This is a genomic window from Sulfurimonas sp. CVO (assembly GCF_009883775.1).
GTDB classification, from domain to species: Bacteria; Campylobacterota; Campylobacteria; order Campylobacterales; family Sulfurimonadaceae; genus Sulfurimonas; species Sulfurimonas xiamenensis.
Window position 1 is genome coordinate 1,429,404 of the sequence record NZ_CP033720.1, and the last position, 22,842, is coordinate 1,452,245.

Annotated in this window: 23 protein-coding genes; 10 read left to right on the top strand and 13 right to left on the bottom strand. The window is 34.4% G+C overall.

Going from position 1 to position 22,842, the window contains the following annotated elements; all coding sequences use genetic code 11:
- A complete protein-coding gene (locus tag CVO_RS07165) occupies positions 1-1,101 on the bottom strand; it encodes an efflux RND transporter periplasmic adaptor subunit (RefSeq protein ID WP_159571187.1) in 1,101 nt (366 codons plus the stop codon).
- Positions 1,102-2,334, bottom strand: a complete 1,233-nt coding sequence (locus CVO_RS07170) for a TolC family protein (RefSeq protein WP_159571190.1) — start codon at positions 2,332-2,334, stop codon at positions 1,102-1,104.
- A 126-nt stretch (positions 2,335-2,460) separates the two neighbouring features.
- Here CVO_RS07170 and CVO_RS07175 point away from each other — a divergent pair, with 126 nt between their 5' ends.
- From CVO_RS07175 to CVO_RS07195, 5 genes are all read left to right on the top strand, one after another.
- A complete protein-coding gene (locus tag CVO_RS07175; protein WP_159571193.1) occupies positions 2,461-2,958 on the top strand; it encodes a MarR family winged helix-turn-helix transcriptional regulator in 498 nt (165 codons plus the stop codon).
- 191 nt (positions 2,959-3,149) lie between these two features.
- On the top strand, positions 3,150-4,181 hold the full coding sequence (locus CVO_RS07180) for a sensor histidine kinase (protein ID WP_159571196.1): 1,032 nt from the start codon (positions 3,150-3,152) through the stop codon (positions 4,179-4,181).
- The gene (locus CVO_RS07185) at positions 4,178-4,867 is read left to right on the top strand and encodes a response regulator (RefSeq protein ID WP_159571199.1); all 690 of its coding nucleotides are present in this window, start codon (positions 4,178-4,180) and stop codon (positions 4,865-4,867) included. Before CVO_RS07180 ends, CVO_RS07185 begins: the two co-directional genes overlap by 4 nt.
- Before the next feature lie 15 nt (positions 4,868-4,882).
- The gene (locus tag CVO_RS07190; RefSeq protein WP_159571202.1) at positions 4,883-6,193 is read left to right on the top strand and encodes an NAD-binding protein; all 1,311 of its coding nucleotides are present in this window, start codon (positions 4,883-4,885) and stop codon (positions 6,191-6,193) included.
- Positions 6,175-7,626 carry a TrkH family potassium uptake protein gene (locus CVO_RS07195; protein WP_159571205.1) on the top strand — a complete coding sequence of 484 codons (1,452 nt, stop codon included), beginning with the start codon at positions 6,175-6,177 and terminating at the stop codon, positions 7,624-7,626. Before CVO_RS07190 ends, CVO_RS07195 begins: the two co-directional genes overlap by 19 nt.
- Here the strand turns inward: CVO_RS07195 and ruvX are convergent.
- From ruvX to CVO_RS07240, 9 genes are all read right to left on the bottom strand, one after another.
- Positions 7,604-8,011 (bottom strand): Holliday junction resolvase RuvX, encoded by a 408-nt coding sequence (gene ruvX / locus CVO_RS07200; protein ID WP_159571209.1) that lies wholly within the window; start codon positions 8,009-8,011, stop codon positions 7,604-7,606. The two genes, CVO_RS07195 and ruvX, sit on opposite strands and share 23 nt — an antisense overlap.
- On the bottom strand, positions 8,012-9,352 hold the full coding sequence (gene mnmE, locus CVO_RS07205) for a tRNA uridine-5-carboxymethylaminomethyl(34) synthesis GTPase MnmE (protein ID WP_159571212.1): 1,341 nt from the start codon (positions 9,350-9,352) through the stop codon (positions 8,012-8,014). It lies immediately after the preceding gene.
- Positions 9,353-9,355: 3 nt separating this feature from the next.
- Complete coding sequence (locus CVO_RS07210) at positions 9,356-10,237, bottom strand: Jag N-terminal domain-containing protein (RefSeq protein WP_152298847.1); 882 nt, start codon at positions 10,235-10,237, stop codon at positions 9,356-9,358.
- Complete coding sequence (gene yidC, locus CVO_RS07215; RefSeq protein ID WP_188093934.1) at positions 10,230-11,858, bottom strand: membrane protein insertase YidC; 1,629 nt, start codon at positions 11,856-11,858, stop codon at positions 10,230-10,232. Before yidC ends, CVO_RS07210 begins: the two co-directional genes overlap by 8 nt.
- On the bottom strand, positions 11,852-12,187 hold the full coding sequence (yidD, locus tag CVO_RS07220; protein ID WP_152298846.1) for a membrane protein insertion efficiency factor YidD: 336 nt from the start codon (positions 12,185-12,187) through the stop codon (positions 11,852-11,854). Before yidD ends, yidC begins: the two co-directional genes overlap by 7 nt.
- Positions 12,188-12,508, bottom strand: a complete 321-nt coding sequence (gene rnpA / locus CVO_RS07225) for a ribonuclease P protein component (protein ID WP_152298845.1) — start codon at positions 12,506-12,508, stop codon at positions 12,188-12,190.
- Between the two features lie 11 nt (positions 12,509-12,519).
- The gene (gene rpmH / locus CVO_RS07230; protein WP_137015337.1) at positions 12,520-12,654 is read right to left on the bottom strand and encodes a 50S ribosomal protein L34; all 135 of its coding nucleotides are present in this window, start codon (positions 12,652-12,654) and stop codon (positions 12,520-12,522) included.
- 118 nt (positions 12,655-12,772) lie between these two features.
- On the bottom strand, positions 12,773-15,349 hold the full coding sequence (locus CVO_RS07235) for an ATP-dependent Clp protease ATP-binding subunit (protein ID WP_152298844.1): 2,577 nt from the start codon (positions 15,347-15,349) through the stop codon (positions 12,773-12,775).
- A 333-nt stretch (positions 15,350-15,682) separates the two neighbouring features.
- Positions 15,683-16,513 carry a peptidylprolyl isomerase gene (locus CVO_RS07240; protein ID WP_152298843.1) on the bottom strand — a complete coding sequence of 277 codons (831 nt, stop codon included), beginning with the start codon at positions 16,511-16,513 and terminating at the stop codon, positions 15,683-15,685.
- 96 nt (positions 16,514-16,609) lie between these two features.
- Here CVO_RS07240 and nth point away from each other — a divergent pair, with 96 nt between their 5' ends.
- The gene (nth, locus tag CVO_RS07245) at positions 16,610-17,251 is read left to right on the top strand and encodes an endonuclease III (RefSeq protein WP_152298842.1); all 642 of its coding nucleotides are present in this window, start codon (positions 16,610-16,612) and stop codon (positions 17,249-17,251) included.
- A gap of 22 nt (positions 17,252-17,273) precedes the next feature.
- On the opposite strand, the gene cmoA is transcribed toward nth, so the two are convergent.
- Positions 17,274-17,981 carry a carboxy-S-adenosyl-L-methionine synthase CmoA gene (gene cmoA / locus CVO_RS07250; RefSeq protein WP_152298841.1) on the bottom strand — a complete coding sequence of 236 codons (708 nt, stop codon included), beginning with the start codon at positions 17,979-17,981 and terminating at the stop codon, positions 17,274-17,276.
- A gap of 10 nt (positions 17,982-17,991) precedes the next feature.
- Positions 17,992-19,065, bottom strand: a complete 1,074-nt coding sequence (gene fbaA, locus CVO_RS07255; protein ID WP_152298840.1) for a class II fructose-bisphosphate aldolase — start codon at positions 19,063-19,065, stop codon at positions 17,992-17,994.
- A gap of 112 nt (positions 19,066-19,177) precedes the next feature.
- On the opposite strand from fbaA, the gene CVO_RS07260 reads away from it, so the two are divergent.
- From CVO_RS07260 to CVO_RS07275, 4 genes are all read left to right on the top strand, one after another.
- Positions 19,178-19,852, top strand: a complete 675-nt coding sequence (locus CVO_RS07260; RefSeq protein ID WP_159571215.1) for a hypothetical protein — start codon at positions 19,178-19,180, stop codon at positions 19,850-19,852.
- A gap of 254 nt (positions 19,853-20,106) precedes the next feature.
- The gene (locus CVO_RS07265) at positions 20,107-20,391 is read left to right on the top strand and encodes an HU family DNA-binding protein (protein WP_159571218.1); all 285 of its coding nucleotides are present in this window, start codon (positions 20,107-20,109) and stop codon (positions 20,389-20,391) included.
- Between the two features lie 172 nt (positions 20,392-20,563).
- Positions 20,564-21,109 carry a peptidylprolyl isomerase gene (locus CVO_RS07270; protein WP_159571221.1) on the top strand — a complete coding sequence of 182 codons (546 nt, stop codon included), beginning with the start codon at positions 20,564-20,566 and terminating at the stop codon, positions 21,107-21,109.
- Positions 21,110-21,190: 81 nt separating this feature from the next.
- Positions 21,191-22,840, top strand: coding sequence for an inorganic phosphate transporter (locus CVO_RS07275; protein ID WP_152298836.1), 1,650 nt, complete (start codon positions 21,191-21,193; stop codon positions 22,838-22,840).
- Positions 22,841-22,842 lie beyond the last annotated feature (2 nt).

A 22,842-nucleotide genomic window follows, 5' to 3' on the forward strand; every position in this document is an offset into this window, starting at 1 on the left:
TTAATTGCCTTCCATAATGGTTACTTTGCTATTTGGTCTAAGTTTTGCAATATTGCTTGCAGCAATCATGTCACCCTCTTTTACACCGCCTTCAATCATAGCTACACCATTTTTCACATGAAGTACATTCACAGGGCGCATAGTAACAGCTCCCTTGTCTATAACATAAACAACGGTTGCATCTGGAGTTCTTATAAGTGAATTTTGCGGGATTTTTGCAACATTATCATAACTAAAACCTTTCATACTAACCTCAACATAAGAACCTACAACAAGCTCTCTGTTTGGATTTTGAAATGTTGCTCTAATCAGAAGAGTATCTGTCTGCGAATCAACCTTTGGAGCTATATAATCTACTACACCGCTGAAACTTTTTGTACCTGCCTTAAGCGTCACCTCTGAACCTGTTTTAATCTGTGAAGCATACATTAAAACATCACTGCTTGGAAGAGAGAACTCTGCATAAACCCTATCTAATGCAGTAATAGTCGTAAGGTTTGAATTTTGCAAATCAGCATCTATATAGTTACCCTCATCACTGCTGCTAATACCTACAATACCGCTTATAGGCGCTTTTATAGTTGTATAACTATAATTTAGTTCTGCCTTTGCAACTAAAGCTTCTGATTTTTTCACCTCTGCTTTTGCATCATCATAAGCATATAAAAGCTCATCCCTTTGCTGCTCGCTTATTGCGCTGTTTTTAAAAAGATATTCTGCTCTTTTCCAATCTTTTGAAGTTTTGTTAAAATTTGCTTCTGCTTTTAAAAGAGCCGCTTTTGCTTCATCTAGAGCAGCTTTGTACTCCCCTTTTTGTATCTCATAAAGTACATCGCCCTTTTTCACAAATGCGCCCTCTGTGAAATTCTCTTTTTCTAAAAACCCGATTACTCTTGCAAAGATAGCAACTTCCTCAAAAGGTTTTAAAATTGCAGAGTAACTCTTTGCAAAATCAACTTTTTCATATTTTACCATTTCAGCTTTTACAGGCAAAGGTGGCATTTGAACCTTTTGCGGCTGATTTGAAACAGAACTCTTCTCATCACTACACCCCACAAACAGTAGTGAGACCACTACAAGCGATAATGCTAAACTTTTCATCTATAAAAACTCCTTTATATCTTTTCCACTATAGTAAATAACTTCTGCTTTTTTGATTTCCATATCCCAAACCGCTCTCTCATATCCTCTTTTTGCATCATACTTTTCACTTAATGCTTCAAGATATGCAACATTGTCAATTGTTCCGTTTTGGTACTTGAACTTTACCAATTCATATGTTGATGCAGCTGCATCAAATGTTGCCTTTGCTGCATCAACTTTAAGTTTTGAAATTTCAAGCGATTTTTTAGCAAGTCTATACTCTACATCCGCTTTATGTTTTTCATACTCAAATGTAGATTTTTTACTTAAATATTCTTCGAATTTTGATTCATAATTTTTAGTTGTTGTGCCAAAATCAAAAATATTCCATGATATATTAAGCATTGCAATATTTTGAGTATCAACTAAATAGTCGCTCTCCAACATTTTATTATCAAAATAGTAGTCACTGTAACTCAAAGTATTGTCAAAATAGATGCTTGGCAAATTTTCACTTTTTTTACTCTTAGCTTCATACATTACAGATACCGCATCTCTTTGAAGCACTTGAATATCTGCTCTAAGAAATTTTTCTTCTTCATCTATCAGTTTAACACTTGAGCCTTCATTTATAATATCTATCTTTTGTGTAGTATAATACTCTAAAGCATGGAGAATTTTTTGACTCTCTAATTCAATCTCATACAATAATACATTTGCATTTTTCAATCTTGAATCAATTTTATCCAGTTCATCTTTTGTTACAGAACCTGTTTCATAAAAAAGCTGCAACCTTGCATGTTCTGCTTCTAGCTGCTTTATCTCTTGATTTGTTGCCTCTTTATCAGAGTTTAAAGATAAATATTCAAAGTAAAGTCGAGATATATCAAGAGAGAGAGTATTTTTTATTGCTTGAATATTCAACTTGCTTGAGTCTATATCAGACTTAAGTTGAGAGTATAGACTCTCTTTTTTACCGCCGTCATAAATAGTATATTTTAGACTTGCCTGAATTTTTAATGAATTTTCTGCAAGCATTGCAGTCTCTTCATATACATTTTGATAAGTTGCTCCAACTTCAATATTTGGCAAATAGGAGCTTTTTGTACTCTCATACGCTTTCTCTTTTGAGATTAAAAGATGCGAAGCAGACTCTACAACTCTGTTTTTGTGTGATAGCTCTATCAACTCATCTAAAGTATATGCGTAAAGAAAAATCGGCAAACATAGTATTGAAATAAAAAGTCTCAATTGCTCTCCTTTTATTTAACTTATTAAGTACTGAAATTTTATTATAACCACTTAATTGTCGAATAATATCATATGAACTCTTAAATATGTCTTGCTAGAAAGATATATTTTTGCTATAATAACACTATGAAAAAAAATAGAGTAAATGCCAATTTAATCACAAACTTCTATGAAAAAGTCGATTCTAAAGAACTTTCTGAAGTTTTTACAATGACCTTTCCAATCGCACTGATTCAAAAGACTATAGTTTCGCATGCAGAAGTTTTTTTAAAAGAGAAGTTTGACCTGCTAAACTCTGAAGTGGATGTTTTAGCTTCACTATACACACACAACAAAGTTTTATCCCCCACACAGCTTTATGATTTGACCATCTTCTCATCCGGCGGTATGACAAAGGTTTTAAAAAGACTTCAAGAAAGAGGTTTAGTTTATAGAAAAAACGACAAAAACGACAAAAGATGTATGCTCGTATACTTAAGTGAGAGCGGCGAAGAGCTTGTGCAAAAAGCGCTCAGTGAAATTTCAAAAGAGTGCAACAAATATTTTGAAATTTTTGACCCAAAAGAGAGAGAACTTTTTGGCACTCTTTTAAAAAAGATTCTTGTAAATATAAACAAGATTTGATACTGCCTACGGATGCGTCTTTATAATATTTTGATATTTTTAAAATATTATTGATAAGTTATTGATAATATCTAGACTATAATTTAGATAAATTAAAACAAAGATAGCAACATGTCAGTAGCAGATATCGCAATGATAGTCATATTGGTAATTCTTACCGTTATAGTTCTTATAAAACTTCCAAATGCATAATGAAAAATTCTAATTTTAAATATTTAAATTACGGCTACATCTTTAAAGCACTCGGAATCCTTTTTGTAATAACCCTCATTAGCCATGTTTTTCGCGAACATCTGGATATTATAAACATTGGGCTTATCCATATCATCCCTGTTGTTATAGTCGCAATTCACGGTAATATGAAAGCGACCGTTTTTATCACTCTCTTAAGCGTCATCTTTTTTAATTTTCTCTACATTCCTCCTTTATACAGTTTTAGTGTTCATAACGAACTCTATATTTGGAGTTTTATTATTTTTGGAATCGTTGGCTGGATTATTACGGTTCAAGCCAAAAATTTACATACGCAGACAAAACAAAATGAGCTGAGAGAGAGTTTACTGCATATTATCTCACATGACCTAAGAACACCTCTCTCGACTATACATGGCACGACAAATCTTATCTTATCAAATCAAAATTTAGATAAAAACAGCATAAATAACTTGCTTGAAGATATCAACTACGCATCTTTAAGAATGAAAAGATTGATTACAAATCTGCTCGACAGTGCTAGACTCTCAGGTGGAGAGATAAATCTAAAGCTTGACTGGTGCGATTTTGAAGATATTATCGGTGTTGATTTGGAAGATTTTTCACAAAAACAAAATGATGAACTGCTGGATATAAAAATAGATGAAATCGCTTTGTACTGGGGCGACAACATGTTGCTGACTCAACTTATCGTAAACCTTTTAGACAACGCTTTTAAATACTCCATAAACAATACAAAAGTTGTTTTAAAAATAAAAAGCGCTAATGATGCTATAAAAATAGAGATATTTAACCAAAGCAGCCATATCGACAAAGCAAAACTCAAAAACATTTTTGACAAGTTTTATCGCCTTGAAGATACAAACGATATTTCGGGAAGCGGCATAGGACTCTCGATTTGCAAAAGTATCGTAAATCTTCACGGAGGAAGCATCAAAGCAAGCAGTGTAAATGACGGCATACTTATAGAGGTATCTTTACCCGTAATAAAAAAGGCAAAATTAGTATGAAAAATTATCTTATCCAAATAGTAGAAGACGACCCGTCGGTGAAAAAATTATTAGAGATTACTTTTAAAGAGTATGAATTTAATCATATCTCATGTGAAAATAAAAAAAATGCGATGATGATGTTTTTAAGCTACAGTCCCAATCTGCTTATAGTCGACCTCGGCTTGCCTGATGGTGATGGAAAAGAGTTTATAAAACAGGTAAGAGAGATATCAAAACTCCCCATTGTGGTTCTTAGTGCAAGACATGACGAAAAAGAGATAGTTGCAGCCCTTGATGCGGGAGCAGACGACTACATAACAAAGCCGTTTTCGGTAAATGAACTTTTGGCGAGAATCAGAGCAAATCTCAGAAGAGATATAAGCCATGAAGACTTCTGCAGCAAAATTGTTTGCGGCGAACTTGAGATGGATATCGCTTCAAGAGATATATTTTACAAAAGTGAGCAGCTAAAACTCACACCAATCGAATACGAACTTTTAAAATATTTTTTACTAAACCCAAATAAAACACTTACACACAAACAGATTTTAAAAGAGGTTTGGGGCGTAGGATATCAAAACGAGATGCAGTACCTTAGAACTTATGTCAACACACTAAGAAAAAAGATAGAACAAAACAGCACAAGACCAAACTATATAAAGACGGAATCTGGCATAGGCTACAGATTTTGCTGCAACAACTAAAAAAAGGGAAAACAGATGGATATTATCATAGCAGGTGCGGGAAGAGTCGGTTTTAGGCTTGCAAAATCGCTAAGTGAGAACAACAATGTCATTATTATGGACAAAAATGAACAAGCATTAGAGAAACTTCAAGAGAGCATAGATGTCTTGACGATACCCGGAGATGTACAAGACCCAAAAAGTTATAAATCTTTAGAAAACAGAAGTATCGACATTTTCATTGCAGTTACCGACAATGACGAGATAAATCTTATATCATCCATAATAGCTTCGGAAAAAATAGATGTAAAAAGAAAGATTATAAGGCTAAAAAAAGAGTTTTTTGCAAGAAGCTCCATTGCAGCTAAAATCGGGATAACAGATGCCGTCTTTCCATACAATTTAACTGCTAAGAGTTTGGTTTCGCTTCTTGACTATCCTATGGCAAACAATGTTAAAAGTTTCGCTCAAACCTCAAACAAACTTATCTCTGTAAAAATAGAGAGCGATATTCAAGAGCTCTCCGTTTTTAAAATAGATAACGACAAAGCAAAGGTTGTCGGGATTGACAGCGGCAAAAGGTTTTATATACCAAACGGAGACGAAAGACTAAAAAAAGGAGATATGATATATCTTTTCGGTGAAGACAACGCCATTGAAGAGATTTCTAAAAGTTTAAACAAAACAATGCCTAAAAAAATCAAAAATGTTGCCATTTTCGGAGCAGATATTTTAGGTATAGAGATAGCAAAAGCCCTGATTGAACAAAAAGCAATAATAAAAATCATAGAAAAAGATATACAAAAATGCAAAACGGCGTCTGAAATATTGCAAAACAGAGTTACGATTATCAACAGCAAATATGGTGATTTTCGGCTTTACGACGACGAAGGTTTAAAAAATGCCGACATGATCATAGCCTCAACAACAAACGATGAAGAAAATATTATTAAGTGTATTGAAGCAAAAGAGCAGGGAGTACAAAAAGTTATCGCGATAAATAACGACATCGAACACTACAATCTTATGCATTCACTCGGCATTACAGTAGTAAGAGGTCCTAAAATCAACGCTTTTTACTCTATCATGGAGACCATCGGCTCAAGTTCAGTTATCAATGAAAAACTTTTCTGCGGCGGCTCAGGCATCTGCTTTATTAAAGAGTTGAGAGATGACAAAAGAGTAATCAATCCGCTAAATATAAACGGGGCAATCGCCTATATAGTATCAAACAACCAATTGGATATCTTTCATAAAAAACAGACCATTGAAAATCCGGCAATAGTAGCAGTTTTTTGTCTTGCACAAAAAAGAGAAGAGGTAAGAAAGTGGATAAACAAACTCTAAAAAACATAGCAAAACTTCTTGGAAGCGTGGGAATTTATCTCGCTCTTTTCTTTTTGTTTCCTATTGCTACAGGATGGTATTACGGTGAAGATATATTCCTGTTTTTACTCTTTGATATTTTGTTTTTTTTACTAAATGGTACTATATTTTTATACCTTAAAAACCATGATATCACCCTCTCTTTAAGAGACGGCATACTTAGCGTTAATCTTATTTGGATTTTAGTAGGTTTTGCAGGAGCCGTTCCCCTATGGCTCTATAGCAATATAACATTTATGCAGGCTATTTTTGAATCCATTAGCGGTTTTACTACTACCGGAGCCACAATATACTCGGATATTGAGAGTCTGCCTAACATGATTTTAATCCTTAGAAGTCTCATGCACTGGATTGGCGGTATGGGGATTTTAGTTTTGGGTGTGGGTCTTTTATCTTTGATTAACCCCAGTGGTTCACTAGCCCTTTTTAAAGCCGAAGCCAGCGGCATAAAGCTTGACAAATCAACACCGAAGATAAAAGATACCGCCATGATGCTTTGGGGAATCTATATAGTCTTAACTTTTTTCGATGCAATACTTTTAAAACTAGGCGGCATGAGTACTTTTGATGCTATAAATCATGCATTTAGCACCATATCTACAGGAGGTTTTTCTACAAAAAATAGCTCTTTTGGCGCATTTGAGAGTCCGTTTATCTTATGGACCACTACATTTTTTATGGTTATTTCCGGCATTACCTTTTTGGCTCACTTAAAAGCTTTTAGAGGAGAACTAAGCGGCTATAAAAATGAAGAGACAAAGTGGTATATCATCATATTTATTTTGCTCTCCTTATTCATGGGTCTCTTTAGATATCAAAGCAGTGATGATACATTTTTTACGGCTATAACTCATGCAAGCTTTAATATTGCCGCACTTATGACGACGACGGGGTTTGCTTCTCTTGATTATGAAGCATGGGGACAGATGGCGGTCTCAATTGCATTTTTAGCAATGCTTGCAAGCGGAAACGGAGGCTCTACGGCAGGCGGTGTGAAGATAATAAGATATGTTGTATCTATAAAAGTTCTCTTTGTAGAGCTTAAGAAGATACTTCACCCCAGTGCAATTATAAAAGTGTTTATAAATAATTCTCCTGTTTCAAACTCGCTTATATCAATGACTTTCGGATTTATTCTGCTTTTTGTTATCACAAATGCGATAATCACCTTTTATCTCTATGCGAGCGGCTACGATATGATGACCTCTCTCTCAAGCGCACTTGCATGTGTAGGAAATATCGGACCTGGATTTTCTCAAGTCGGGCCGGCTCAAAACTATGGATTTTACGACAGCTTGGATCTGTTTGTTTTGTCACTGGGAATGATTATAGGAAGATTGGAAGTCTTTACATTTTTACTTATATTTTTACCTAGCTTTTGGAAGAAGTTTTAATTTTAGCTAAAAACCTCTGCAAGATTATCATAGCAGAGATAGAGTCGATGCGCCCGTCGCGTATCTGCTTTATCTCGCCTTTCATCATCGCTTCCGCCTCTTTTGAAGAGTTGCTCTCATCCTGGTAAAATATCTCGCCTTTGAAATCGACAAGGTTCATAAAGTGTGCGACGCGGCGTCTCATCTCATCTTCGCTGCTTCCGCCCATCGGTATGCCGACAACGACCGCGTCAGCTTCCCACTCGTCAATAACTTTTTTGACATCCCTTGCGGCTTGGTCTCTGTTTTTTCGCTCAACGGCTTTGAGCGGAGTTACGAGGTCTTTGTGTGCGCTGTACGCCAGACCTACTCTTTTTAAGCCAAGATCAATAGCTATGTATTTCAATTATTTCCCTAAACAAAAAGAGCCAAACATTTTGTCAAGCATCTCATCGTTCTCAAAAGGTCTCGTTATTGACGCCATCTCTTTTACGGCTTCATTTAGATGGAACGAGAATATCTCAAGCTCTTGGTCTCCAAGCGGCTCAAATGCTTCGTCAATGTTTTTGAGCGTATTTTCTACGGCTGATATCTGTCTTTGCGATATAAGCATCATCTCATCGGAAGAGTTTGCTCTGTTCATAATATCTTCAAGAGACTGAATCAACTCATCAACACTCTCTTTTGTGTTAAGCTCCATGTCAAACTCTATATCCAAAGATTTAAACTTCGGCTCTAAATCTATCTTGTTTTTGACATACAAAACATCTTTGGCTTTGGCATGTGACTCTAATAACGAGATTATCTTTTTATCCTCTTCGTCAGCTTCCCTTGATGCGTCAAAAAGAGCGATCACTATATCACTCTCGTTTATCGCTTCAAGTGAACGCTCTATGCCTATGCGCTCTATCTCATCTCCTGCCTCGCGAATACCAGCCGTATCTACTATGCGGATAAGGTGTGTGCCTATCTTAACCTGCTCTTCTATGGTGTCTCTTGTCGTTCCCGCTATATCGCTTACAATCGCGCGGTTGTAACTAAGCAGCGCATTTAGGAGTGAGCTTTTGCCGACATTTGGCTTTCCGATGATTGCTACTTTAAACCCCTGCATCAGCCCCTCTCTTGCCCTGCTTGCAAGAAGAGTTGAGGAGAGTGATTTTTTGAGTTCTCTTAGTTTTGCCTCAATTTGTACTACCAAATCCTCAGGCAAATCCTCCTCTGCATAGTCAATACTTACTTCAGAGTAGGCGAGTATATGGATGATCTCATCGCGGATATTCTCTATATACTCTTTAAGCGAACCCTTCATCTGCTGTGCTAGTATCTTTGCTGCATCTTCGCTTTTTGCCTCTATGAGCTGTGCGATCGCTTCTGCTTCACTGAGATCTATCCTGCCGTTAAAGAAAGCTCTTTTGGAAAACTCACCCGCAGTTGCAAGTCTGGCACCGTGAGCTAGTGTGGCTTTTAGTATGCTTTGCGCAACTATAAAGCCGCCATGACACTGAATTTCCACTACATCTTCAGCCGTAAATGAAAAAGGCGCTTTAAAATAGATGAGTATAGATTCATCTATAAGCTCGCCCTTAAAGTCATAAACACTGCTTAGAGTTGCATATCTTGGGGAAAAATCCTGTTTGCGGGTAAGTTTTTTTGCAATGTCCAAAGCTCTATCCCCGCTTATGCGGATGATTGCTATGGAGCCTATGCCGTTTGCTGTTGCAATGGCACTTATGGTATCTTCACTCATCTCTTAGTTGTGGTAATCGTTTATAATAATAAATTTAAGCCCATCGCGTGTAGAGCGAACTGCAACATATTTATTAGGGTACTTATCTCTAAGCTCTTTGAGTGCAATCTGGATCAAAACACCGTCAAGTATTTTCGTCTGCGCCCTGCCGTCTCTGTCTATATTTTCATAAACATTAATCAAATATCTCATTATTGATTCTTCTTGATTTTTCAAAAATTCGGCTATTTCTAAACGAAGCTGCAGTTGATATTTTGTATTAATCCAGTTGAAAATCATATATGAGAGTGCTTTGTATCTATACCCCTCTTTTCCTATGAGAAGTGCTGCATCTTCACCTTTAAACTCTATAAGAAGAGTATTTTCATCATATACACTTACATCAATTTTATCAATTTTAAAACAAATAAGAGTAAAAAGTTCATTGATCTCTTTTTCAACTTTTTTAGCTATTTCATTAATATTAACATTTATTTGAGCTTTTTCTTCCTCATCCTCTTCATAATCAGCAGTAAAGTTGATATCTGCCATATCATAATAATCATCATCTTCCTGCATGCTAACAAAGGATTCTGGCATTATGGTATCATTAATTATATTTTGCGAAGGTTTTTTAACCTCTTGCTGCTTTTTTTTAGCTTCTACTTTAATTTCTTCTTCTGCTTTAATATTTTGTTTTTCTTTTTGCAAATTAACAGCATCTGATTTTTCATTATTTTGTGTTTTTTTAGCAGCGACTATTATTGCATTTTTTTTAAACAGCCCCATAAAACCACTACTTGGTACTTGAACAACCTCTATTATCAATTCGCTGGCAGAACACTTTAGAGCAGCTGCTGCATCTTTATATGCCTGCTCTAAAGTAACTGATTCTATTTTAATCATTTTTTTTCTCCGCATGCTTATGTGCAGCTATCTCCGCTTCTTTTGCATTTTTAAATTGCTGATTTACAATAAATTGCTGTGCAATAGAAAATAGATTATTAACAAACCAGTAAAGAACTAAACCTGATGGAAAAGTTACAAAGAAAAATGTAAATATTATCGGTAAAAATTTAAAAATCTTTTCTTGCATAGGATCTGTAAAATTATTTGGTGTTAATTTTTGCTGATAATACATTGAAGCTCCCATAAGGATAGGAAGGATAAATGTAGAATCCATTCTTGACAAATCATCAACCCACAACATCCACGAAGCACCTTGAAGCTCAACAGCATTAAGTAAAACACGATATATTGCAAAAAACACCGGTATCTGAAGCAACATCGGGAGGCATCCGCCAAGAGGATTTGCTCCGTGCTTTTTATAAAGATCCATAACTGCAGCATTCATTCTCTGCGGATCTCCCTTATATTTAGCCTGAAGCTCTTTTACTTTAGGTGAAATATCTTTCATTTTTTGCATAGAAACCATACCTTTGTATGTCAAAGGATAGAGAACTACTCTGATAATAAGCGTAAGCGCTACAATAGACCAACCCCAGTTACCAAAGATACCATGCAACCAAGAGAGCAGTTGAAATAACGGTTTTGAAGCAAAAGTAAACCAGCCATACTCAATTGCGTTAGTTAAAACAGGATTAATTGCATAAAGTGTTTTATACTCTTTCTGCCCTATATAACCGCTAAATGACATATTTTTCAATGCTTCAAAATATACTACAGGATTATCTTCTTTATCCCTTTCAACAATTATATTTGTATCTTTTGCGAACCCATACATTATTGTAGCAGAGTACTGATCAAACGCAGAGATAAGTTCAACACCGCTGAAAGTTTTACGACCTGCCGCATCACCATCTTCTATAATAGTTACTATTTCATCATCTGTATAAATCATAGCACCCGAAACAGTCATCATCTTTTCAGTTATGCGGGGTCTCTGTCCCAAATACACAAAATATCTTTTGTCATCTGATAATGAAATTTTTGCATCATAATGTCCATCTGAATAAAATATAATCTCTTTAGTAATTGTTAAATTTGACAATTTTTGTGTTAATGTAACTTTTTGAGAGTTATCTTCCACAGAAATCTCTGCTACATTTGCCGAATATGGAACTCTAGTAGCTTCTTCATTTAAATTTGAATCTAAAAATCTGATAAAAAGAGGTTTCGGCCCTGTAGGAGGAATCAATTGTGCATGTTTATCATCTTCGTCATTATATTTATCTTGAAGCAGCTCTTTTGAAGATATGCGTCCTAAAGTGTCTAACTTGAGTGTAAATTTATTACTTTTTACGGTTACAATTGTACTTAAGTCGTTTTGAGCTATTTTTTCATTTGTTGAAATTTCATGGCTTACTACATCTTCTACTTTTGAAATGTTAACTTGACTGGAAGTTTGCCCGTTTTGTGCATTTTTTGTATTTTGAATATTTGCTTGATTAGCATCTGCGCTCTCAAGCTGCTCTGGTGGAAAAATTGCCGTATACGCTACGAAAAACAAAACTGATAACACTACTGCTATCATAAGTCTCTGATTTGGTGTCATTTTTTCTAACACGGTCTGCCTTTAAAAGAAAAATTTTTTATTATAAAAAAGCGGTTTTTTTTAGTTGGAACCAACCAATATTTTATAGAATCAACCCCTAGTTTTGCAGGTTTTAATGAGAGTTTATCAAGTACTGGATACTCTATCCCACCCTCAAACAATTGATTACAACGAAGTATTCTAGTAAAAGTGTGGTAAAAAGCACTTGAAATGGAGTTATTTTCGAAGTTAATTTTTGCATATTCACTGCAAGATGGGTAATATCTGCAGCTGCCATATCCAATGAGTGTAAAAAATTTCTGATAAAACCACAATAATTTTAATAAAAATTTTCTAATCATTTAATTTTTCTCAATAGCATTAGAACGATTTAAAACTTTTTCAAAGTCATTTTTTAGCTCTTGATAAGTTGCTTCGTTGATTGATTGTTTGGCTACAAATACATATGTACCATTTTTTAGTGAATGGGAGAATTCACAAAACAGAGCTCTAAGTCTCCTTTTAGCTCTATTTCTTTTTACAGCGTTACCAATTTTTTTAGTAGCTGTAAATCCCACTTTATGAATCTCATTTGCGGGAAGAAAAAAAAGCACTACACTGCTAGAATGAGCATCTTTTCCTTTTCTATATATATACTGAAACTCTTTGTGGAGTTTTAGCATATAAAAATTTGCTAAACTGACAATTTTTTACGACCTTTTGCACGACGGCGATTAATTACATTACGTCCATTTTTCGTTGCCATTCTTGATCTAAAACCGTGAGTTCTTTTTCTCGGTGTATTATGAGGCTGGTATGTTCTTTTCATGACATATCCTTCTTTAAAATTAAGTTTGAAATGATATAAAAAAGTTACTTAAAGTGCGGTTAAGATTTGTATCTTACCATAACAAACTATCTTTAAGTAACAATTAAATTTATAATATTTATGATACTTGTACTTTTATCTCACCATTTTCAATATCAAACTCTACATGCGAACCTTCAGTAACTTTGCCCTCTAGTATAAGTTCTGCAAGTCTGTCTTCTACTATTTCATAAAGAGCTCTCTTAAGCGGTCTAGCTCCATATACAGGATCAAATCCGGCTTCAGCTATATAATCTTTGGCACTATTACTTAGTGTTAAAGTTATATCTCTTGATGCAACTTTATCAGTAATCTCTTTTAAGAAAATATCTACAATGCTTACTATCTGCTCACGGCCAAGTGCGTTAAAAATAACAATATCATCTAATCGATTTAAGAATTCTGGCTTAAAAGCTTGTTTTAAATCTTCCATAACAAGACTTCTTAACTCCTCACTGTCTGGATTGTTCATAATCTTTTCACTTGCAATATTAGAAGTTAAGATAATTATAGTATTTGTAAAATCAACCGTTACGCCTTTGTTATCTGTTAATCTTCCATCATCCAACACTTGAAGTAAAATATTAAATACATCCGGATGCGCTTTTTCTATCTCATCAAATAAAATAACGCTGTATGGTTTTCTTCTTACTGCTTCAGTAAGCTGTCCTCCCTCTTCATAACCAACATATCCAGGAGCAGCTCCGACTAGACGAGAGACTGAATGTTTTTCCATATATTCACTCATGTCAATTCGTACCATAGCATCAGGAGAATCAAACAAAAATTTTGCCAAAGTTTTAGCCGTCTGTGTTTTTCCAACACCGGTAGGCCCTAGAAAGAGGAAGCTTCCTATTGGAGAATTGGCGCTAGAGAGCCCTGCTTTATTTCTTTTAATTGCACGAGCAACGGCATGTGTAGCTTGATTTTGACCAACAACTTCTTTATTTAACTCATCTTCAACGCTTAATATCTTATCTTTATCAGCTTGAAGCATTTTTTTAACAGGAATGCCTGTCCATCTAGAAATAATAGAAGCTATTGATTCCTCATCAACGCTGTTTTTAAGAAGCGTTCCCTCTTTTTGCATTCTCTCCCACTCTTGGCTTACTTTTTTTTCTTCAGCTTGGAGCTGTGGAATTTGACCATACTCTATCTCTGCGGCTTTGTTGAATTCTGATGCATTTTTAGCAATAGCAGCCTCTCTTCTTTTTGCCTCAATCTCGTTTTTTATACTTGAAATTTTTCCAAAAACTTCTTTTTCATAAGCAAACTGTGCCTCTAAACTTCTCACACTCTCTTCGACATCAGCAAGCTCTTTTTTTATCTCCTCTAAACGCTTTGTATTTGCGGGAGTATCTTCCATTTTAAGAGCTTCTTGCTCAACATGCAGCTCAGAGCTCTTAATCTTTGCATTGCTTAGAGCATGCGGTTCTGATTCTATCTGCATCTTTAGCTCTGCCGCTGCCTCATCTATAAGGTCGATTGCTTTATCAGGAAGAAATCTATCTGCTATATATCTGTCAGAGAGTTTTGCCGCTGCAACTAATGCACTGTCCGTGATAGTTACATTGTGGTGCGTTTCTAGACGCTCTTTGATGCCTCTTAAAATCTGTAAAGATTGATTGACACTGGGCTCATCAAGATTAATTGGCAAGAAGCGTCTTTGCAGTGCCATATCTTTTTCAAAATATTTTCTATACTCTTTTAGCGTAGTCGCTCCTATGGTGTGAAGCTCTCCGCGTGCAAGTGCTGGTTTGAGGATATTTGCCGCATCCATGCTTCCTTCACTTGCTCCCGCTCCTACAATTGTATGAATCTCATCTATGAAAAGTATAATATTACCGCTCTTTTTTACCTCATCAATTACGGCTTTGAGTCTGTCTTCAAACTCACCTCTATATTTTGCACCGGCTATTAATGCGCTCATATCAAGAGCAATGACTCTTTTATTCTGAAGCGATGTCGGAACTTTGCCATCACTAATTCTTTGAGCCAGTCCCTCTACTAAAGCAGTTTTACCAACACCCGGCTCACCAAGTAACATAGGATTATTTTTTGTTTTGCGGATAAGAATTTGCATCATACGAGTAATCTCTTCATCGCGTCCGATTACTGGAGAGAGTTTCCCTTCTTTTGCTTCTGCAGTCAAATCTATTCCATATTTTTTAAGAGACTCCAGTGTCTCGTCTGAGCTTTGCGACTCAATCTTTGCTCCTCCGCGAGAAGCTTCTATATTTTTAGCCAACTCAGATATATCAATATATTTCTTAAGCAAACTCAAAAATGGTTCATTTTTTAGATTTGCCAAAAGATAGGTATCAACTGCTAAAAAAGAGTCTCCATTTTTTGTCATCAATCCTACACCGTTTTCTAATGTTTGTACAAAATTTCTAGAGAGTCTTACGCTCTCTTTTGATACGGTTGAAGACTTAGGAAGTTTTTCACTTAAACTTTTTACATCAAGCTCAATTGCAACCTTGTCAATGTTCATTTTATTAAGCATCTGATTTAGCACAGAATTAGAATTTGTCAGCTGTGCCCATAAAAAGTGTATAGGTTCAACCTCTTGATTTTTATTGTGCAGTGCCAGTGATACGGCTGATTCAATTGACTCTGTCATATTATTTGTTAATTTTTCAAAAATATTATTCATCTATTTTTTTCCTTTTTTTATATAAATTACAACTATTTTACTTTCAAATCGCTACAGTTAAATTATATGAAAGTTAAACTTGTAAAAAGATTATATCAAGTTGAGTGCATTCCTGTCAAGTTGTTTTAGTTAATAATACTTAAGTAACTTTTATATGTTATATATCTAAATATGTAAAAAATATTAAGTGGTATTATTTTAAGGAAATTGCAGTAGATTTCTGGATGTCTTTGATAATTTTATTTCTATAGTATTGTTTTTATATTTGAAGAATTGAGGCTATATCAGAGAGAGCTTTTTTACTCCCTTTGATAATTAAAAAAAGGTAAAAAACTATTTTATTTCAGCTTTTTTTTCTAACTCTTTCATTTTAGCCATAATTGCACTTTTTGCTTTTTCTGTTTTTAATCTTTGTTCGATAAACGGTTTTACCTCAGGAAAACTTTTTGTTGTTTTCGCTTTTTTATCTTCAATATAGATTACATGATATCCAAATTGAGTTTTTACTGGTTCTGTAGTTATCTCTTTTGCCTTCATTGAGAAAGCTTTGTCATTAAACTCCGGAACCATTTGACCTTCAGTAAAATAACCTAAATCACCACCTTGTGGAGCACTTGTACATGTTGATTTTTCTTTTGCAACTTCCATGAATTTGTTTTTAAGCGTTTCGCCTTTTAAAGATTTAAGCTCTGAAATGATTTTTTTTGCATCAGCCTCTTTTTCCACAAGTATATGGCGTGCTCTAACACTTTCATTTTCAGCAAACTCCTCTTTATTTGCATCATAATAATCTTTTTTCTCTTTTTCAGAAATTTTTATTTTATTAAACTCTTGCTCTTGCCAAAGTTGAATAGCTATCTCTTTTTTTATTCTGTTTGTTACCTCTTCATATCTCTTTTTAAAGTCATCTGTATTTAAAAGACCTGCTTTTTTCGCATCATTATAAATCAGCTCTTTAGCAACCAACTGCTCTAATACCTGTTTTCTAAAATCTTCCTGTTTTTCTGCAGGGACTTGATTAAATCTACCTTGTGTTGCCGCCATAAGTTCTTTATCAACATCTTCTTGAGTAATGGCCGTACCATTTACGGTTACCAAAGTTTGTGCCATTGTTATTGTCGATAAAATAGCCAAAGAAGCTACTATTTTTGTTACTGTTCTCATCTGTTTCCTTTAAGAATTACCTTTAACTTATTGGTAATTCTAATAATTTTATACTAATGATTATTAAACAACTTTCATTTTGTATATAATTACATTATGAAAAAAGCCACAAAACAAGAAATTAAAGAAATTCATAAACTTTTTATAGAAAATTACAGCAATGCTGTTACTGAATTAAACTACAAAAATGTATATGAATTAGTTATAGCTGTTGTTCTTTCAGCTCAATGTACGGATAAAAGAGTCAATCTTATTACACCTGCCTTGTTTGAAAAATATCCGAATCCCGAAACTTTGGCCAAAGCAGATATAAATGAAGTAAAATCGCTTATTCAAAGCTGCTCTTTTTTTAATAATAAAGCAAAAAATATAATAGAGATGGCAAAAAAAGTTGTAGAGGTTTACGGCGGAGAGATTCCTCTTCATGAAAAAGAGCTTATTAAACTTCCTGGTGTTGGACAAAAAACTGCAAATGTTGTTATGATTGAGTACACCGGTGCAAATTTAATGGCGGTCGATACACATGTATTTAGGGTAGCACACAGACTTGGTCTCAGCGATGACACAACAGCAGCAAAAACTGAGGCAACGCTTGTTAAGAAATTTAAAACAGATCTCAATGCCCTGCATCAAGGAATGGTTCTCTTTGGCCGCTATATCTGTAAAGCTAAAAATCCAAAGTGTGATGAGTGTTTTTTAACTCAATATTGTAAAACAAAAGAGAGTTTTAAAGTTTAAACATGCTTAAAATAAAGTAATTTTACTTTATAGCTATAAATGTTGCAAAATTTGCCCAGCGAAAAACTACCTCACAGTGTGAGAAACCGCAGTTTTTTGCCATTTTTATATTCTCATCTTCGCTATAAGGCACCAAAACATTCTCCAATGCTTCTCTTTTTTGCATAATCTCATACTCTGAATAACCCTGCTCTTTTTTAAAAGCATAGTAGCACTCAATCAAATCTTTGTTTAGTTTTGAATGATGACTTATAACTTTTTCGCTAAAGATAAATACCCCGCCTTTTTTAAGTGAAGAAGATATTTTTTTCACAAGCTCTTCACGAATCAAAGGACGAATAAACTGTAAAGTATAATTACTTATAAAAAGATCCGCCTCTTTATAATCATACTCTAAAATATCTGCATTTTCAAGCTCTATATCTGCCTTAAACGCTTCGCACTTTTTTCTTGCCTGCTCCAACATCGCCTCGGAGTTGTCAAGCCCTACGAGAGTGGCACCTGTTTTTAATTTTCTGCTTATGTTTATAAGAAGTGTTGCGGTTGAGCATCCCAAATCATATGCAACGCCGCCCTCTTGAAGCTGCTTTAATGCAAAAAACTCCGTAATTTTCTGCGACTCTTTGTAAAAAGGGACGCTTCTTTGCAACATATCATCAAATACAGCGGCAACCTCTTCATCAAATTCGAACTGCTTTTTTATAGGCTTTGCAAATACTTTATCATTCATTATTGTTTAATTAATTTCTGCCTATTGCATTAAGATCTGAAAATGCAAGTTCAACTCTCTTAATAAGCGTTTGCTGCCCTGCTCTTAGCCATTTTCTAGGATCATAGTAGCTTTTATTCGGCTTATCTTCTCCCTCAGGATTTCCAATTTGAGATTGAAGATACTCTCTGTTTTTTTCATAATACTCTTTTACACCTATCCATGTTGCCCACTGCGTATCTGTATCAACATTCATTTTGATTACGCCATAGCTGATAGCTTCACGGATCTCTTCAAGAGTAGAACCTGAACCGCCGTGAAAAACAAAATTAACAGGTTTATCTGCAGTATTGAATTTTTCTTGGATATATTTTTGTGAATTATCTAAAATTTTTGGAGTAAGAACAACATTGCCTGGTTTATAAACACCGTGAACATTACCAAAAGATGCTGCAATAGTAAAATTTGGAGAAACTTCACCTAACTCTTTATATGCATAAGCGACATCTTCTGGCTGTGTATAAAGCAGCGAGTTATCTATATTTGTATTATCAACTCCGTCCTCTTCACCACCTGTAACACCCAGTTCTATCTCTATATTTGTGCCAATTTTGCTCATTCTTTGTAAATATTTTTTACAAGTTGCAACATTCTCCTCGAGTGGTTCCTCAGAGAGATCCAACATATGAGAAGAGTAAAGAGGTCTTCCCTGCGTTTTATAATACTCTTCACCTGCATCAAGAAGAGCATCTATCCATGGAAGAAGTTTTTTTGCTGCATGGTCTGTATGCAGAATAACCGGTACTCCGTAACTCTCAGCCATTAAATGAACATGTATAGCGCCAGAAACTGCACCTATTGTCGCTGCCTTTTCATTTTCATTGCTTAAACCTTTTCCTGCATAATAGGAAGCTCCGCCGTTACTAAATTGGATAATTACAGGAGACTTTACTTTCGCTGCAGCTTCCAATACGCCATTTATAGAGTCAGTACTAACTACATTTATCGCAGGAATAGCAAAGCCACTCTTTTTTGCATACTGATAAACTTTTTGCACATCATCACCAAACAATACACCCGGCTTCACAATATCTAAAATACCCATAATTAAACTCTTTTTGATGAAATTTATTCGTAATTATACCAAATGTATCTGACTAATAACTTTTATAAAAACTTTATTGTGCTAAAATATTCAAAAACAATCGGGAATTCACATGAGGCTAACTGCGAATGAATATTGTAACTATTTCAAGATTTCCAAAGAGGTACTTAACTCTAAAATCAAAGCAAATAAATTAGACTATATTATAGAAGACGACCAAATTTATATTTTAGTTACTAAAAATTCTCTAGACGAAAAAAATGATAATAATTATGAAAAAGAGAAGGTTGTGCTTAAACAAATCAATCAGATTATTAGACCAAAAACAACTGTGGCAACAGTATTGGCCCTCTATCAAAAAGAGAATAATTTCTTAAAAAGCAAAGTAGCGCAGTTAGAAGTCAAAATAGATAAACTTATAGATGATAAAGAGCAGATGCTTCGCGCAGAAAGAGATAAAATAGAACAAATTTACAGTTTAAAAGATGCACAGCTTAAAAATATTTTAGAGCTTGTAGAGAGAAAAATGACACTTGAGAGAGAACAAACAACTATACATGAAATAGAAAGTTTTAATCATCAAGATGAAACAAAATCCTCATTAAATTTAAAAACTGTAGAGTTAAAAGAGTACTTAAAATCATTAAATTTAAAATCCTTTCAAAAAAAAATTATTAAAAAACGCTTTTTAAACGCTTATAACAATGATATAAGAGTAATACACAAAGATGGGAAGCTCTATTTAGATTTTTCCAAATACGACTATAGTGATCTGCTTGCTTATTAGTAAATAAAATTGTTTTTATTCATATAAAAGCAAGTAATACCCTAAGTATAAAAAATAAAATAAACAATGCTTTTTCAAAATATTTTTTGTAAAAAAAGAAGAAAACATTATGTTTTTTACTATTTTTTGGTCAAAAGAAGAAATTTTTAAGCAAATAAACTATAAAGTGTCTGTAGCTGAATTACTTAACTTAAAAATTTTATTTTAGAGTTTTAGTAGTTTCGGAAAATCTTTATAAATTCAAGGGTAGATTTATGAATAAAGCTCAATTCGTTGAACTAGTACAAGCAAGTGGCAATTATAAAACTAAAGTTGAAGCTGAAGCAGCTATTAAAGCTTTTACGGAAGCAGTTACATCAGCTTTAGTAAAAAAAGAGAGTATCTCTTTAGTTGGATTTGGAAGCTTTGAAGCAGCACTTCAAAAAGGTAAAAGTGGTAAAGTTCCTGGTACTGACAAAACTTATACTACTCAAGACAAGATGGTTCCTAAATTTAAAGCTGGCAAAGGTCTTAAAGACCGCGTTGCTGCTGGTAAATAAAACCTTATATTGCCGCAATTTTTTGCGGCAATCCCTTCAATAAAATAAATCTTTCCTCTATAAATTTTTCTTAATCTGTTTTCTTTATTTAAATAAAAAGCCAAAGTATTTTTAAATTTAAACAAAAATTGGTACAATATAATTATTACATATAAAACCAAGAGGAGACAAAATGAAAAAAATTTTACTTACTTTGTTAATAATTTTTTCTATAAATCTTAATGCTCAAAGTGAAGAATCATATGTTGTACTAGAAACAACGCAAGGGGTTATTGAACTTAAACTATTTCCAGAAGTAGCGCCTTTGGCAGTAGAAAATTTTATAACACATGTAAAAAACGGTTATTATGACGAAGTGATTTTTCACCGTATTATAAAAGATTTTATGATTCAAGGCGGAGATCCGACTGGAACAGGAAGAGGAGGTGAAAGCATCTGGAAAAGATCTTTTAAAGATGAGTTCAAAGATAAGCTTTTTTCGCGAGCAGGAGTTCTTGCAATGGCAAATGCGGGACCAAATACAAATGGAAGTCAATTTTTTATAACAACAGCTCCAACACCATGGTTAAATGGAAGACATACTATTTTTGGTCAAGCTACTCCACAATCTATGAGTATAATAAAAAAATTGGAAAATGTTCCTACGCTTGGAAGATCAGGCGCAGACAGACCAATAGAAGAACAAAAGATTATAAAAGCATATATCAAAAAACAGTAGTTATTTTCTAAAATTAAACTTTATAATTATTTTATAATTGATATTACAATATAATTTCGCCAACAATTAAAAAGGCATTTAATGGAATTTCACACCGTAAACAAAATTCAAAAACAGGCACTTAAAAGGAGTGCTTCGGATTTTACAAGATTGGGCTTTGCTCTATTTTTTATGATAGGTGTTTTAACATACAGCTTTTTAAGTAACGGCGGGGTTTCTAATAATCTCTTTCTTGCAGTAGCAGCGCTTATCGGTGCATATATGGCTATGAATATTGGAGCAAACGATGTTGCAAACAATGTTGGTCCGGCAGTCGGCTCCAAAGCACTTACGCTTACAACTGCTATTATTATTGCCGCTACATTCGAAGCCGCCGGTGCTCTTATTGCCGGTGGAGAAGTTGTAAAAACTATAAAAAACGGTATTATTGATATTTCTGCATTTCAAGGTGATACAAACCAGTTTATTTGGGCTATGATGGCTGCTCTTCTTGCCGCTGCATTATGGTTAAATTTTGCAACTATGATGAGAGCTCCTGTATCTACAACCCACTCTATTGTCGGCGCTGTTATGGGAGCAGGAATTGCAGCGGCAGGATTTAATATAGTGGATTGGGGAACAATGGGAAGCATAGCTGCTTCTTGGGTAATTTCACCAGTTTTAGGCGGTATAATTGCTGCTCTTTTTCTTTTTGCAATTAAAAAATCTATTGTATTTAAGGAGGACAAAGTTCAAGCCGCCAAAACCTATGTACCTATCTTTGTTGCAATTATGTCCCTAGCTTTTGTTACATATTTAATTCTAAAAGGTATTAAACGCATTTGGCCAAATATTTTAGAATTTCTTAATACTCTTCCGATGATATCTTTAGAGGTAACTAAAAAACCAACATTTGCAGTTGCATTGACAGCTGGATTTATAGTAGCCATTTTTGTTTACATACTTGTAAAAAAAAGAATAAATTCAAGCACTACCGTTCTTGAAAACACTAAAGATTCCGTAAACACTCTTTTTACAATTCCCCTTATTTTTTCTGCAGCCCTCTTAAGCTTTGCCCATGGCGCAAATGATGTTGCAAATGCTATTGGACCATTGGCTGCAATCAATGATGCCGTTGTAAATGGAGGAGTCACATCAGATGCTTCTATACCGTTATGGGTAATGGGAGTTGGGGCATTAGGAATCTCTCTTGGTCTTGCACTTTACGGCCCTAAACTTATCAAAACAGTCGGCAGCGAAATAACCGATTTGGATCAAATAAGAGCGTTCTCTATAGCAATGGCAGCATCTCTTACTGTTATCCTTGCTTCACAACTTGGTTTACCCGTCAGTTCAACGCATATTGCGATAGGCGGTGTGTTTGGTGTTGGTTTTTTAAGAGAGTGGCTTCACATAAAAGATGAAAAGAATCGAACCATAGAAGAGGATATCCTTACCATAGAAGACGAGCGGTTAAATAAAGATGCGTACGAATATGAGTTAAAAGAGCTACTAGACAAAAGTGAAAAGTTACAAAATGACTATGTTAGAATTGCAGAACTTTACAAACTAATCGAAAATGAAAAAAAGATAATAAAATCAACTAAAAAAAGTATCAAAAAAGCCAAAAAAATTCAATATGTCAGAAGAGATGCAGTAAAGAAAATAGTAGCGGCATGGCTTATAACAGTACCGGCTGCGGCTATACTTGCAGGATTGCTGTTTTTTACAATAAAAGGAATTATGATTTAAAC

Bases quoted from the DNA above. Each gene is read 5' to 3' on its own strand.
- CVO_RS07165 (WP_159571187.1), bottom strand. From the start codon at position 1,101: ATGAAAAGTTTAGCATTATCGCTTGTAGTGGTCTCACTACTGTTTGTG.
- CVO_RS07175 (WP_159571193.1), top strand. From the start codon at position 2,461: ATGAAAAAAAATAGAGTAAATGCCAATTTAATCACAAACTTCTATGAA.
- CVO_RS07180 (WP_159571196.1), top strand. From the start codon at position 3,150: ATGAAAAATTCTAATTTTAAATATTTAAATTACGGCTACATCTTTAAA.
- CVO_RS07185 (WP_159571199.1), top strand. From the start codon at position 4,178: ATGAAAAATTATCTTATCCAAATAGTAGAAGACGACCCGTCGGTGAAA.
- CVO_RS07190 (WP_159571202.1), top strand. From the start codon at position 4,883: ATGGATATTATCATAGCAGGTGCGGGAAGAGTCGGTTTTAGGCTTGCA.
- mnmE (WP_159571212.1), bottom strand. From the start codon at position 9,352: ATGAGTGAAGATACCATAAGTGCCATTGCAACAGCAAACGGCATAGGC.
- CVO_RS07210 (WP_152298847.1), bottom strand. From the start codon at position 10,237: ATGATTAAAATAGAATCAGTTACTTTAGAGCAGGCATATAAAGATGCA.
- yidD (WP_152298846.1), bottom strand. From the start codon at position 12,187: ATGATTAGAAAATTTTTATTAAAATTATTGTGGTTTTATCAGAAATTT.
- rnpA (WP_152298845.1), bottom strand. From the start codon at position 12,508: ATGCTAAAACTCCACAAAGAGTTTCAGTATATATATAGAAAAGGAAAA.
- rpmH (WP_137015337.1), bottom strand. From the start codon at position 12,654: ATGAAAAGAACATACCAGCCTCATAATACACCGAGAAAAAGAACTCAC.
- CVO_RS07235 (WP_152298844.1), bottom strand. From the start codon at position 15,349: ATGAATAATATTTTTGAAAAATTAACAAATAATATGACAGAGTCAATT.
- CVO_RS07240 (WP_152298843.1), bottom strand. From the start codon at position 16,513: ATGAGAACAGTAACAAAAATAGTAGCTTCTTTGGCTATTTTATCGACA.
- nth (WP_152298842.1), top strand. From the start codon at position 16,610: ATGAAAAAAGCCACAAAACAAGAAATTAAAGAAATTCATAAACTTTTT.
- cmoA (WP_152298841.1), bottom strand. From the start codon at position 17,981: ATGAATGATAAAGTATTTGCAAAGCCTATAAAAAAGCAGTTCGAATTT.
- fbaA (WP_152298840.1), bottom strand. From the start codon at position 19,065: ATGGGTATTTTAGATATTGTGAAGCCGGGTGTATTGTTTGGTGATGAT.
- CVO_RS07260 (WP_159571215.1), top strand. From the start codon at position 19,178: ATGAGGCTAACTGCGAATGAATATTGTAACTATTTCAAGATTTCCAAA.
- CVO_RS07265 (WP_159571218.1), top strand. From the start codon at position 20,107: ATGAATAAAGCTCAATTCGTTGAACTAGTACAAGCAAGTGGCAATTAT.
- CVO_RS07270 (WP_159571221.1), top strand. From the start codon at position 20,564: ATGAAAAAAATTTTACTTACTTTGTTAATAATTTTTTCTATAAATCTT.
- CVO_RS07275 (WP_152298836.1), top strand. From the start codon at position 21,191: ATGGAATTTCACACCGTAAACAAAATTCAAAAACAGGCACTTAAAAGG.